General features: G+C 43.1%; 11 protein-coding genes and 1 pseudogene. 10 read left to right on the top strand and 2 right to left on the bottom strand.

All coding sequences use genetic code 11. The features are described from left to right. Positions 1–80 precede the first annotated feature (80 nt). The 10 genes from hemE (at position 81) to BM213_RS05970 (ending at position 12,981) form a co-directional block, all read left to right on the top strand. Positions 81–1,130 (top strand): uroporphyrinogen decarboxylase, encoded by a 1,050-nt coding sequence (gene hemE / locus BM213_RS06015; protein ID WP_091701965.1) that lies wholly within the window; start codon positions 81–83, stop codon positions 1,128–1,130. Positions 1,131–1,137: 7 nt separating this feature from the next. After that, the gene (gene hemH, locus BM213_RS06010; protein ID WP_091701962.1) at positions 1,138–2,085 is read left to right on the top strand and encodes a ferrochelatase; all 948 of its coding nucleotides are present in this window, start codon (positions 1,138–1,140) and stop codon (positions 2,083–2,085) included. Then, positions 2,082–3,503, top strand: a complete 1,422-nt coding sequence (hemY, locus tag BM213_RS06005) for a protoporphyrinogen oxidase (RefSeq protein ID WP_091701960.1) — start codon at positions 2,082–2,084, stop codon at positions 3,501–3,503. Before hemH ends, hemY begins: the two co-directional genes overlap by 4 nt. A 95-nt stretch (positions 3,504–3,598) precedes the next feature. Next, the gene (locus BM213_RS06000) at positions 3,599–4,171 is read left to right on the top strand and encodes a TetR/AcrR family transcriptional regulator (protein ID WP_091701957.1); all 573 of its coding nucleotides are present in this window, start codon (positions 3,599–3,601) and stop codon (positions 4,169–4,171) included. A gap of 69 nt (positions 4,172–4,240) precedes the next feature. Beyond that, on the top strand, positions 4,241–6,550 hold the full coding sequence (locus BM213_RS05995) for a YhgE/Pip domain-containing protein (protein WP_091701954.1): 2,310 nt from the start codon (positions 4,241–4,243) through the stop codon (positions 6,548–6,550). A 136-nt stretch (positions 6,551–6,686) separates the two neighbouring features. Beyond that, positions 6,687–7,706: a LacI family DNA-binding transcriptional regulator gene (locus BM213_RS05990; RefSeq protein ID WP_091701950.1), complete on the top strand. Its 1,020-nt coding sequence runs from the start codon at positions 6,687–6,689 to the stop codon at positions 7,704–7,706. A 35-nt stretch (positions 7,707–7,741) separates the two neighbouring features. Continuing rightward, a complete protein-coding gene (locus BM213_RS05985) occupies positions 7,742–9,049 on the top strand; it encodes an ABC transporter substrate-binding protein (RefSeq protein ID WP_091701948.1) in 1,308 nt (435 codons plus the stop codon). 69 nt (positions 9,050–9,118) lie between these two features. Then, positions 9,119–10,414: a carbohydrate ABC transporter permease gene (locus BM213_RS05980; protein WP_091701945.1), complete on the top strand. Its 1,296-nt coding sequence runs from the start codon at positions 9,119–9,121 to the stop codon at positions 10,412–10,414. Positions 10,415–10,425: 11 nt separating this feature from the next. Then, positions 10,426–11,253, top strand: a complete 828-nt coding sequence (locus BM213_RS05975) for a carbohydrate ABC transporter permease (RefSeq protein ID WP_091701942.1) — start codon at positions 10,426–10,428, stop codon at positions 11,251–11,253. An 18-nt stretch (positions 11,254–11,271) separates the two neighbouring features. Then, a complete protein-coding gene (locus BM213_RS05970) occupies positions 11,272–12,981 on the top strand; it encodes a glycoside hydrolase family 13 protein (RefSeq protein WP_091701940.1) in 1,710 nt (569 codons plus the stop codon). Positions 12,982–13,011: 30 nt separating this feature from the next. Here the strand turns inward: BM213_RS05970 and yhfH are convergent, their stop codons facing one another. After that, the gene (gene yhfH, locus BM213_RS05965; protein WP_091701937.1) at positions 13,012–13,143 is read right to left on the bottom strand and encodes a protein YhfH; all 132 of its coding nucleotides are present in this window, start codon (positions 13,141–13,143) and stop codon (positions 13,012–13,014) included. Between the two features lie 255 nt (positions 13,144–13,398). After that, positions 13,399–14,154: pseudogene (locus tag BM213_RS05960) on the bottom strand (IS256 family transposase); the annotation flags it as partial.

Here is a 14,154-nt window from a genome sequence, read left to right as displayed (position 1 = left end):
AAATCGGTATAGTTGTGTTAGTGGAAACAAATGAACAGTTTCGTTACACTATAATATAAGCGATTACATATGTAGAAAGGATGGCCATAATGATTAAAAACGATACATTTTTACGTGCCTGTCGCGGCGAAGCGACTGAATACGTTCCAGTTTGGTATATGAGGCAAGCCGGACGATCGCAGCCCGAATATCGCGCGTTGAAAGAAAAATATTCGCTTTTTGAAATTACACATCAGCCGGAATTGTGCGCATACGTCACACGCTTGCCTGTCGAACAATATAACGTTGATGCGGCGATTCTTTATAAAGATATTATGTCACCGCTTCCAGCGATCGGTGTTGACGTCGATATTAAAGCAGGGATTGGACCAGTCATTAGCAACCCGATTCGTTCACTTGCGGATGTGGAGCGCCTCGGAGAAATTGATCCAGAGAGCGATGTGCCGTATGTACTTGAAACGATTCGTCTATTAACGAAAGAGCAATTGACCGTTCCGCTTATCGGTTTTGCAGGTGCACCGTTTACGTTAGCTAGCTATATGATTGAAGGTGGACCGTCGAAAAACTATAATAAAACAAAAGCGTTTATGTACGCTGAACCAAAAGCATGGTTTGCGCTCATGGACAAGTTAGCGGATATGACGATTCGTTACGTGAAAGCGCAAATTCGTGCCGGTGCAAGCGCGATTCAAATTTTTGACTCATGGGTTGGCGCGGTGAACGTTGCTGATTATCGTCATTTCATTAAACCGACGATGGAGCGTATTTTTACGGCCCTTCGTGATGAAAATGTTCCGCTCATTATGTTCGGCGTCGGGGCGAGCCATTTAGCAAAAGAATGGCATGACTTGCCGCTTGACGTTGTCGGTTTAGACTGGCGCTTGTCCATTCGTGAGGCGCGTGACATGGGATTGACAAAAGCGCTACAAGGCAATTTAGATCCGGCCGTATTGCTTGCTCCGTGGGAAGTCATTGAAGCGCGCGTGAAGCAAATTTTAGATGAAGGCATGGCGCATGAAGGGGGATATGTGTTTAACTTAGGGCACGGCATTTTCCCACAAATTCAACCGGAGACATTGAAACGATTGACAGTGTTTATTCACGATTACTCTGCGCAAAGAAAAGGATGAATGAATAATGAAAAAGAAAGTGATCGGATTGCTCGTCATGGCGTACGGCACGCCATATAAAGAGGAAGATTTAGAAAGATATTATACACATATTCGCCGCGGGCGGAAGCCGTCGGAAGAGATGCTTGCTGAGTTGCGTGAGCGCTACGAAGCGATTGGCGGCATTTCTCCGCTAGCGGCCATTACGAAAGAACAAGCGGAGAAGCTCGCTGAGCGCTTGAACGACATGCAAGATGACGTACAATTTCGCATGTATTTAGGCTTGAAGCATATTGAGCCGTTTGTAGAAGATGCGGTGCGGCAAATGCATGAAGACGGAATTGAACAAGCGGTGTCGATCGTATTAGCTCCGCATTTTTCAACGTTTAGCGTAAAATCGTACAACGATCGAGCGAAAGATGAAGCTGCGCGCTTAGGTGGACCGAAGCTGACGTGCATTGAAAGCTGGTATACGGAGCCGAAATTTATTCGATATTGGGCAGAACGGGTGAAGGAGACGTACGCCCAGATGTCTGAGCGCGAGCGAGAAAAAGCAATATTAATTGTTTCGGCTCACAGCTTGCCTGAAAAAATTATCGCGATGGGAGACCCATATCCAAAGCAGCTGCAAGAAACGGCTGATTTGATCGCGAAAGAAGCAGGTGTGTCACAATATGTGATCGGATGGCAAAGCGCTGGAAATACGCCGGAGCCTTGGATTGGTCCTGATGTGCAAGACTTAACGCGGCAGTTGTATGAAGAAAAACGATATGAGGCGTTTGTCTATGTTCCAGCAGGGTTTGTATCCGACCATTTAGAAGTGTTGTACGATAATGATATTGAATGTAAGCAAGTGACGGATGAACTTGGCGTCAGCTACTATCGTCCGCCGATGCCGAATGCGCATCCGCAGTTTATTGATGCTTTAGCGACTGTTGTGTTAAACCATTTACGTAAAGAAGGCGAAACATCATGAAAAAGAAAGTCGTCATTATTGGCGGTGGCATGACGGGATTGACAGCCGCTTACTATTTACAAAAAGAAGCACGAGAAAACAAGTGGCCGATTTCGTGTGAATTAATTGAAGCGAGTCATCGACTCGGTGGAAAAGTACAGACCGTTTATCGCGATGGATTTATTATTGAGCGCGGTCCTGATTCTTTTTTAGCCCGCAAGATGAGCGCCTCGCGTCTCATTCACGAGGTTGGGCTCGATCAAGAGCTTGTGCATAATACGGCAGGTCAATCGTACATTCTCGTCAATCGAACGTTACATCCGATTCCGAGCGGTGCGGTGATGGGCATTCCGACGAAACTCGCCCCGTTTGTAGTGACGCGTCTCTTTTCTCCGTTTGGCAAGCTTCGCGCAGCAGCGGACTTTATATTGCCGCCGTTAAAAGCAGAAGGAGACGTGTCGCTCGGTCATTTTTTCCGCCGCCGTCTCGGCAACGAAGTCGTTGATCGGTTAATTGAGCCTTTATTGTCGGGAATTTATGCTGGTGATATTGATAAGCTTAGTTTAATGGCGACGTTCCCACAATATTTCCACTTAGAACAAAAACACGGTAGCCTCGTGTTAGGAATGAAACGTTCGATGCCGAAGCAAAAAACGAAGCAAAAAAGCGAGAAAGGCATTTTTCAAACGTTAAAAACAGGATTGTCGTCACTTGTTGATGCAGTTGAACAAAAACTAGAAAAGGGAACAGTCTATAAAGGTGTGCGCGTCGAGCGAATAGAAAAAGTCAACGGACAATACGTTTTAACGTTAAGCAACGGCGAGGTAAAAGAGGCAGATAGCGTCATTATTGCTATTCCGCACAAGTCGCTAACGTCGCTTTTTCCGAACGAGTCGATGTTTGCCGCTTTTGAAACGATGCCGTCTACTTCCGTTGCGACCGTTGCGCTAGCGTTTCCGAAAGAGGCGATAGCGAAAGATACGAACGGAACAGGATTCGTCGTTTCACGCGATAGCGATTATACGATTACCGCATGTACGTGGACGCATAAAAAATGGCCGCATACGACACCAGAAGGGTACGTCTTGTTGCGCTGTTATGTTGGGCGCCCGGGAGATGAAGCGATTGTTGATCAAACGGACGATGATATCGTTCAAGTCGTCATGGACGATTTAAACAAAGTGATGAATATTACGATGAGCCCGATATTTTCTGTCGTTACGCGTTGGAAACAGTCGATGCCGCAATATATCGTCGGTCATCGCGAGCGCATGGAGCAAGTGAAGAACGATATGCAACAACATTTGCCGGGCGTATTTTTAGCTGGAAGTTCGTACGAGGGACTCGGCCTTCCAGACTGTATCGATCAAGGGGAAGAAGCAGTAAAAAAGGTGCTCCATTACTTGTCTTATACAAAGGAAAAGGTGTCTTCACTATAAGGCACCTTTCTTGTTGCAAATGTAACGATATGATGGTACAATAAAAAACGAAATGACCAAAATGTTCATTTAGTCAAAATAAAGGATGAACGATTATGTCGGAAAAAAAGAAGCAAATTGTTGAAGCGGCAGCGAAGTCATTTTCCCTTTTTGGCTATAAAGCGACAACGATGGATCAAGTGGCGAAAATGGCAAACGTCGGGAAAGGGACGATTTACACGTTTTTTAAAAGCAAAGAAGAACTGCTTGAAGATATCGTTTCGTCCATTATTTCTGAAATTAAGTACGAAGCGAACGAAGCAGTTGACGCTCGCTTGCCGTTTAACGAAAATGTGCAACGGGTGTTACAGCGCATTTTTACGTTTCGTAAGGAGAACGAGTTGACGATCAAACTGTTGCAAGAAGTGCGCGATATCGGTACACCAGCTGTGCGCAATGTGATGAAGCGGCTCGATCGCGAAATGATTGCTTTTATTCGTGAGAAAATTGAAGAGGCGATGGCGAAAGGCGAAATTCGCTCGTGCAATGCGGAGTTAACAGCGTTTTTAATGTTTAAAATGTATATCGCGTTACACGTCGACTGGGAAAAAGAACACGAACCGTTGTCGCCACAAAAAATTGCTGAACTGTTTGATTTGTATTTGTTAAAAGGATTATCTCTACGGTGATCCTTCTCTTTTTTGTAACGAATGACTAAATAAACAAAATGGTCAATGTTTTGATAGGAGGTTGAGTGTGTGAACGCATTCAAATTATGGGTGCAAGAAATGAAAATGATCGCCTCGAATCGGAAACTGCTTATTCCGATTGTCGCTGTCTTGTTTATTCCGCTTTTATATAGCGGCATGTTTTTATGGGCATTTTGGGATCCGTACGATCGTTTAGATGAGGTACCTGTCGCTGTTGTGAACAACGACAAAGGAGCGACGTTTGAAGGAAAAGAGCTGCATATCGGCCGAGATCTCGTCGAAAAGCTGAAGGAAAAGAAACAGTTTGATTGGCACTTCGTCAGTGAAGAAGAAGGAAAAAAAGGGTTGAAGGAGCAGCGGTATTATATGCTCATTCAAATTCCTGAAGATTTTTCACAACGTGCGACGACGTTACAAGACGATCATCCGAAAAAGCTTCAGCTCATTTACATGCCGAATGAAGGCTTCAACTTTTTATCTGCCCAAATTGGTGAAACGGCGGCTGAAAAAATAAAAACAGAAGTAGCGAAAACGTTAACCGAAACGTACGCAGAAAACATGTTTGATAACATAAAAACGTTAGCAGACGGATTGGCGAAAGCGAGTGACGGAGCAAAAACGTTACATGACGGTGTGAAACAAGCAAGCGAAGGGACGAACGAACTGTATGACGGAATGAAACGAGCGCAAGACGGTTCTAATGAATTGCACCGTCATTTAGCGACGCTTGCCGAAAAATCGCTCGTTTTTACGGAAGGTATGCATGAAGCAGCCGATGGCTCAACACAAGTGCAAACAGGTGTTCAAGCTGTTCATGACGGAATAAAGCGGATGGCAGACGGACAAGGACAATTGCTTTCGGGAACAAAACAAGCGCAAGAAGGGACAACGAAACTTGCTTCAGGAGCAAAGCAAGTGCTCGACGGAACGAAAGCACTTGACGCCCGCATGCCGCAACTGCTCCGAGCATCTGAGCAATTAAGCGGAGGAGCAGAACAGCTTTCAACATCGCTCGCACAATGGCAACAAGGTGCAGAGCAAGTAAAAACGGGAGCGATGACAGTAGCTGGCGGTTTAGATCAATTAGCTGTTCAACTTGATTCACTAATCGAACAAACGTCGGATCCAACGCAAAAAGCAATATATGAGCAGCTGAAACAACATGTTGTCCAACTATCACTTGGAAGCAAGCAAGTAGAAAATGGGGTTGCCCAATTAAACGATGGAGCAAAAGCGTTACAATTAGGAGCTACATCATTAAGTAATGGGGCGAAGCAGCTACATGAAGGGCATATAGCATTAAACGGCGGCGTGAAACGACTGCTTGCCGGACAACAACAAGTCACAGACGGTATGACTGTGCTTCTCGATGGACAAACGAAGCTTGTTTCGGGTATGAGTACGCTACATGAAAAAATGAAAGAAGCGGAGCGAGGAACAAGTAAATTAGCGGATGGTAGCCAAGCGCTTGCTTCTGGGTTAAAAGTTCTTGTCAATGGTGCGGATCAGCTGCAAGACGGCGCCCAGCGCTTAGCGGACGGTTCGCAACAATTAACAAATGGAATGAATGAATTATCGACCGGTACGAACAAACTTCAAGACGGCATGAATCAGCTTGCGAGCGGTTCTTTAGAATTAGCGGATAAATTAAAAGAAGGTGCTGAAAAAGCAAGCGATGTGAAGGCAAACGAGGACGTGTATAACATGTTTGCTGAACCGGTTAAAGTAAAAGATGAAAAAATACATGAAGTACCAAACTACGGTACCGGATTTACGCCATATTTCTTGTCGTTAGGGTTGTTTGTTGGCGCGCTGTTGCTTTCGATCGTCTTTCCATTACGGGAACCAGCTGCACCGCCGCGCTCGCCATTTCATTGGTTTTTTGCAAAATTCAGCGTATTAGTCGTCGTTGGCATTGTGCAAGCGCTTCTTGCTGTTAGCGTGCTGCTTCTCGGACTTGATTTAGAAGTAAAAAGCGTTCCGTTATTTATCGTATTTAGCATCGTGACAAGCATTACCTTCTTATCTGTTATTCAATTTCTCGTTACAGCCTTTGGAGATCCGGGACGTTTTATCGGTATCGTCATTTTAATTTTGCAATTGACGACAAGTGCTGGAACGTTCCCGCTTGAGCTAATTCCGCATGCGCTCCAGCTATTTAACGCATGGTTGCCGATGACGTATTCCGTTTTCGGATTTAAAGCGGTCATTTCGAGCGGTGATTTTGCGTTTATGTGGGAAAACGTCGGCAAATTGCTTATGTTTATCGTAGTTATGATGGCTGGAACGATGACGTATTTTACGATTCAACATCGTCGTCAATTTACAACGACTGTCGAACGAGCTTCTGAGGCGTAATATGCTTCAGAAGCTTTTTTTGATGAAAAAAATTTTAAAAAAATTAATTTGCATATACAAGGTGATGTGCGTATAATATAAGTATGAAAACGATTTCATTCGTTTCTTTTCGATTGGAATGAGGGGGGATGGGAGGATGGCGACGATTGAAGATGTCGCCAAGCTAACAGGGCTTTCACGGACGACGGTTTCGCGCGTTATTAACAATCACCCGTACGTGTCAGAAGAGAAACGAAAGCTCGTGCTTGAAGCGATGGAAAAGCTAGGGTATGTACCAAATTCATCGGCTAGAAGTTTGCGGAATCAAAAAACGAGCATTTTAGCGCTATTTATTCCGCGTATTACAAATCCTTTTTTCAGCGAACTTGTAGAAGCGACAGAAATTGCGGCAGCCGAATATGGCTACCAGCTTATTATTTGTCAGACGCGCTATTCGCCTGAAAAAGAGTTAAACTATATGAATTTATTAAAAACGAAACAAGTAGATGGTGTTATTTTAGCTTCTATTCAAAATGAATGGAAAAAGCTAAAACCTTTTTTGCAATACGGGCCGATTGTCCTTTGCAATGAGTTTGATGATCGTGCAAACGTTCCAACGGTTCGGCTCGATCAAGTATACGGGGGATACATAGCGACAAAACATTTGCTCGAACAAGGCCATACGAAAATCGCATACTGTTCCGGCGGTTATCGAAGCAATGTGGCAAAGTCGCGTGAAATCGGTTTTAAAAAGGCGCTGGCGGAGTATAAAGTTTCATTTCATGAGCAGTATGCTTTTCGCGATGCATTTCATATCGCAGACGGGAAGCGTGTATTCCAAAAAATGATGGAGCTTTCAGAGCGACCGACCGCCGTATTTACTGGAAGCGATGAAGTGGCCGCTGGCATTATATCGGAAGCGGTGAAATGCGGCTATCGTATCCCTGAAGACTTAGCAGTCGTCGGTTTCGATAATCAAGCTATTACAGAGTTAACGAATCCGACAATTACGACGGTGCATCAACCGGTGAAACAAATGGCGCAAAAAGCAGTGGATGTGATCGTTGAAAAAATTCAAACAAAAAAATATGAAACAAAGGAAATTTACGAGTTTCCACTTCAGCTTATTGTGCGCGCATCAACGCTTGGTAGCAAGCTTCATCAACGTGAAGCTTGACATACATTCCAATTTAAATATAAGGGGGATTTTTCATGAAGAAGGTAACGAAATTTTCTTCTGCATTGCTAGCACTTACGCTCGGATTGACAGCATGCTCTAGCGGTCAAGACACAGGGACGAAAGAAACAACGGACAAAAACGATGATACAAAAAAATCGGAAGAAGTTGTAAAAATCGTTTATGCTCGTGGTAAAGATGCGACAAAAGCAACTGAAGAAATTGTCAAAGCGTTTGAAGCAAAATATCCAAACATTAAAGTAGAGTTCCGCGAAATGCCTTCAGACACAGGGGCTCAGCATGATGCATACGTGACGATGTTAAATGCGAAGTCGTCTGAAATTGACGTCATGGATTTAGACGTCGTTTGGCCAGCAGAGTTTGCACAAGCTGGATACGTTCTTCCGCTTGATCGTTTCATCGAAAAAGATGGCATTGATTTAAGTGCATACAACCAAGGTGCGCTTGCCGCTGGGAATTTCGATGGAAAACAATGGGCGATGCCGAAGTTTATTGACACAGGACTATTATTTTATCGTAAAGACATCGTACCAGAGGAGAAAGTACCAAAAACTTGGGATGAGTTGTTGACAGCTGCACGTGAGTTTAAAGGACAAGGTGGCACACAATTTGGCTACTTAATGCAAGCGAAACAATATGAAGGGTTAGTATGTAATGCGATTGAATTTATTGCGGCATACGGCGGAAAAATTGTTGATGAAAACAACAATGTAGTCGTCAACAGCCCTGAAACAATTAAGGGATTGAAAAAGCTTGTTGAAATTGCAACGTCTGACGTTGTGCCAAGCAACATTACGACATTTACAGAACCAGAATCTCATACAGCGTTTATTGAAGGTCAATCGCCATTTATTCGCAACTGGCCATACCAATACGCGTTAGCAAACGATCCAGAACAATCAAAAATCGTTGACAAAGTCGGCGTTGCGCCACTACCAGCGGGTGATAAAGGGTCAGCTGCTGCATTAGGTGGATGGATGACAGCAATTAACGCATATTCGAAAAATAAAGAAGCAGCTTGGGAATTTGTGAAATTTATGACTGGTCCAGAAGGTCAAAAAATTTCTGCGATTTACGGCGGTTTAGCACCAACGCTTCCAGAACTATTTAAAGACGAAGAAGTGTTAAAAGCGAACCCATTCTTTGCAGAACAAGGATTTGTTGACGGATTAAATGCAGCAGTACCACGTCCAGTTGTACCGAACTATCCAGAAGTATCTGAAATTATTCAAATTAACGTATCAAAAGCAATTGCGGGGCAAATTACAGTCGAAGAGGCCGTGGCGAACATGGAAAAAGAAATTAAAGCAGTTATGCAGTAGTTGCACATTAGCCTTCAGCCTCATATGAGCGCTGAAGGCTAAATCCTTTGCATAAAGGGGGAACAACGAGTGAAAAACGAAAAAAAATCGGAGCGCCGTTTAGCGTATATTCTTGTTGCTCCGTCGCTTTTGCTTATTTTAGCTGTTGCCATTTGGCCAGTCATTCAGTCATTTTATTTCAGTTTATTTGACTATCGTCTGAACAACCCAGCGAAATCAGCTCTCCATCTTGATTACAGCTTAAACTTAGAGCGATATTTAGAAAATTATCCATTTTTAATGAGCGCATTAAAGCAAGAGATAGCCCAAGCAACGGATGCGGAAAAAGAACAGCTGGAATCGTTGCAAGAAAAATTGCAACAAGTTGATGAGGAAATTCGCGCGGATAAAGAAGCAGCAAAACGATATGAACAAGTTGATGAGATTTTGAACAATTTTGAAGTGCCGAGTGAAGAGCTCAAAATTGTTTCTATTGATGAAGAAGCGGCACAACATTTAACAAAAACGATTAGCGAAACGAAACAAACATTAAAGACATTAAACGAAAACGGACAATTAAAACAAGGGGACAAATTAACAGGGCTTGCAAACGGATTAAGCGGGGCGGTTATTGAACCGAACTTTGTCGGTTTAGCACATTACAAAAACTATTTGAGCGACTCCCGTTTATGGAAAGCGCTTTGGAACACAACTGTGTTTACGGTTATTTCTGTATCCATTGAATTAGTGCTCGGTTTAGCGATCGCGCTGTTGATTAATAAAGCGTTTTTTGGACGCGGACTTGTCCGAGCAACGATTTTAATTCCGTGGGCAATTCCGACAGCCGTATCCGCGTTAATGTGGAAATTTTTATATGATGGACAAAACGGAATTGTTGCAAAATACTTCGCGGATATCGGAATTATTAATGATATGAGTGAGCTACTCACGACAGGAACAGGAGCAATGTTTGCTGTCATTTTCGCTGACGTGTGGAAAACGACTCCATACATGGCATTATTGCTGCTAGCAGGTTTGCAGACGATTCCAAGTTCACTATACGAGGCGGCATCGATTGACGGAGCGACAAAGTGGCAACAGTTCGTCAAAATTACGCTACCTCTTTTAAAGTCAAGCATTCTTGTTGCACTCTTGTTCCGTACGCTTGATGCGTTTCGTGTATTTGACTTAATTTTCGTATTGACAGGCGGCGGACCAGCGAACTCGACAGAAACGATTTCGATTTTAGCATATAAAGTCATGTTCTCACAAACAAACTTCGGTGGCGGTTCAGCGTTAGCGGTAATCGTCTTTATTTGCGTAGCGATTATTTCGACGATTTACATTAAGATTTTAGGTGCTGACCTCATTTCTGATCGAAAATAGGAGGTGCGACGATGCAAAAGAAAGCCGGGCCATTGTTTTACGTGTTTTTATTTGTTTTCGTTTTTTTAATCATGTTTCCATTTTTGTGGATTTTATTAAGTTCAATTAAGCCGTTGACGGAATTGTTTGGAGATGAGGCGTTTAATTGGTTTACGAGCCATCCGACGTTAAAAAGTTACGTCTCTGTTTTCGTCAATTATCCGTTTTTAAAATATTTATGGAACAGCACAGTCATTGCGACAATTACAACCGTATATACTGTATTTGTAGCAGCGTTTGCTGCATATGCGATCGCCCGTTTAGATTTTAAAGGGAAATCGATCATTCTTGGCATCGTTTTATCTGTTTCGATGTTTCCGCAAATCGCGACGATTTCTCCAATTTATATGTTTGTTAAAAAGTTTGGGCTAACGAATAGTTATTTAGGCTTAATTATTCCATATACGACGTTTGCGTTGCCGCTTTCGATTTGGCTATTAGTGACGTTTTTCCGTAAAATTCCGTTCGATTTAGAAGAAGCGGCGAAAATGGACGGCGCAACACCGTTGCAGACGTATTTTAAAGTCATTTTGCCGTTAGCTGTACCAGGCATTTTCACAACGTCCATTCTCGTGTTTATTGCGGCATGGAACGAATTTTTATTCGCTTTAACAATTAACACAGCAGAAAATTATAAAACGGTACCGGTTGGGATCGCAATGTTCCAAGGGCAATATACGATTCCATGGGGCGAAATTTCAGCTGCAACAGTTATCGTTACGATTCCGCTCGTTATTATGGTATTATTATTCCAACGCCGCATCGTATCGGGCTTAACGTCCGGTTCAGTAAAAGAATAATGGAAAGGGGAAAAGAAGATGGAATCGATTCCAAAAATGAAACAATGGTGGAAAGAAGCAGTCGTGTATCAAATTTATCCGCGCAGTTTTAAAGATTCAAACGGGGATGGCATCGGTGATTTGCGCGGCATTATTGAAAAGCTAGATTATTTACAAGAGCTCGGTGTCGATGTCGTTTGGCTGTCGCCTGTTTATAAGTCACCAAACGACGATAACGGCTACGATATTAGCGATTACCAAGACATTATGGACGAATTTGGCACGCTCGCTGACTGGGACGAACTGCTGCGCGAAATGCATGCCCGCGGGATGAAATTAGTGATGGATTTAGTCGTCAACCATACGTCCGATGAACATTATTGGTTTGTTGAATCACGTAAGTCGAAAGATAATCCGTATCGCGACTATTACATTTGGCGTCCGGGGAAAGATGGGAAAGAGCCGAACAACTGGCAATCATTTTTTAGCGGCTCAGCATGGCAGTACGATGAAGCAACAGGGGAATATTATTTGCATTTATTTTCGAAAAAGCAACCAGATTTAAACTGGGAAAATGAAAAGGTGCGCGAAGAAATTTTCAAGATGATGACATGGTGGTTAGATCGTGGCATTGACGGATTTCGGATGGACGTCATTAACTTATTATCAAAAGTGGAAGGGTTGCCAGATGCTCCGGTGACGAATGACAATGATCGTTATCAATGGGGCGGACAATATTTTGTGAACGGACCGAAGTTAATGGACTATTTGCGTGAAATGAAAGAGAAAGTGTTAAGTAAATATGACATTATGACGGTCGGAGAAACGCCGATGGTAACGACAGACGATGCCATTCGGTTTACGAACGAGCAAGATGGCGTAATGAATATGTTGTTTCAATTTGAGCATATGGACGTCGATTCGAAACCGGGTAGCCATCTCGGCAAGTGGGACATTCAACCGTGGAAATTAACAGATTTGAAAAAAATTATGAGCAAGTGGCAAGTGGAACTTCACGGAAAAGGGTGGAACTCACTCTATTTAGAAAACCATGACCAGCCACGCTCTGTTTCGCGTTTTGGCGATGACAAAACGTATCGGGTAGAAAGTGCAAAAATGTTGGCAACATGGTTGCATATGATGCAAGGAACGCCATACATTTATCAAGGGCAAGAAATCGGGATGACGAACGTCGCTTTCCCGTCGATCGAATATTATCGCGACGTTGAAACGATTAATTTATGGAACGATGTTGTTGTCAATAAAGGGGAAGAACCAGAGAAAATTTTAAAAGCGATTCATTACCGCGGTCGCGATAATGCGCGCACACCGATGCAATGGGATGCGACAGAACATGCAGGATTTACGACGGGTACGCCGTGGATTGACGTCAATCCAAACTATCGCGATATTAACGTCGAGCAAGCATTAAAAGATGAAAATTCCATCTTCCACTACTACAAAAAGCTCATTCGTCTCCGAAAAGAGCATCCAATTATCGTATACGGATCATATGAACTGTTGCTTGAAGATGATGAGCAAATTTACGCATACGTGCGCAAGTTGAACGATGAGCAGCTGCTTGTCATCACAAACTTTAGCAGCGAGCAGCCAACATTTACATTGCCGTCCCACATCACGTTTACGGAAAAACAACTGCTCATTAGCAACTATGCGGTTGATGAAAACGAATCGATTGACACGATCGTGCTAAAACCGTATGAAGCACGCGTTTATAAATTAAAGTAAAAAAGCAGCCAATGTGGCTGCTTTTTTACTTTAACAAGTGACGTTTAAACATTGCGCACAAACATTTCCGTAACATTCATGTTGTTCTTCCATTTCTTCGCCGCACTCGCAACATGTTTTCGGTGGCAGCTTTTTATAAAATTCAGACATTTTTTCTAACATAACTCCCCATCCCCTTCGCTTTTGTTGACTTTATTGTATTATAACAGATATATATTTGTCAATAGTTGTTTTATAACATTTGCGTATGTGAAATTGGTACCGTCAAGAATTTTGTGTAATGTAAAATAGATAGGGTATCCCTGAAATAGATTTAGAATAGAGGGGAGACTGGTTTCCTCCACACAAGAGACTGAATATTCAGTCTCTTGTGTGGAAAGGGAGAATCCCCTTATTTTGTTTATTTACAATATTTGGTTAAAAATAACGTTCTTCAAACATTCGTTGAAGGGCTTCATGCGCTTCGGCAAATCCTCGCAACTTTCGCCCTGCCCATTTCTCATTAAAATCTTGAATGGTCAAATACACGATTTTTTCAGCGGCTTCTAAACTATTCAAACTGTTCATCGGTTTTAGGCGTTTCCGAATTTCCTTGATCGTTCGTTCGATGGCATTGGTCGTATAAATCACACTTCGAATACTGCTTGGATAATCCATAAATGTAAGGAGGACATCCAACTCATTGGCCCAAGATTGAACTTCTCTCGGATACTTGCTGGACCATTTCGACTCAAACTGTTGAAACATTTGTAACGCCATCTCCTTATTCGGCGCGCGATAAATCAGTTTCAGATCCTCTGCCACTTCAAATTGATCTTTTTCCGAACACGATGGAGCGTGTTGCGGACTTTGTGAACGACACAGCGCTGCACATCGGCTTTCGGATAAACCGCCTTAAAGGCTTCCTCCAACCCCGGTAGTCCATCGAATACGCCCAGAAGCACTTCCTTGACGCCTCTTTGATAGAGGTGTTGAAGGATTTCCTGCCATACATAGGCGCTTTCTTGTCCTCCCACAAAGAAATCAAGAATTTCGCGATATCCTTCTTCGTTCACCCCTAACACCACATAAATGACTTCTTTCTCCACGGTTTCGCGACGAAGTTTTACGTATAAACCATCCAAATATAAAACCGAATAACGCTGATGTAGAGGACGATTGTGCCATTTCTCG

The organism is Anoxybacillus pushchinoensis, from assembly GCF_900111795.1.
Lineage (GTDB): Bacteria > Bacillota > Bacilli > Bacillales > Anoxybacillaceae > Anoxybacillus > Anoxybacillus pushchinoensis.
The sequence above is the reverse complement of the archived record's forward strand: the minus strand, read 5'-3'. Positions and strand labels throughout refer to the sequence as shown.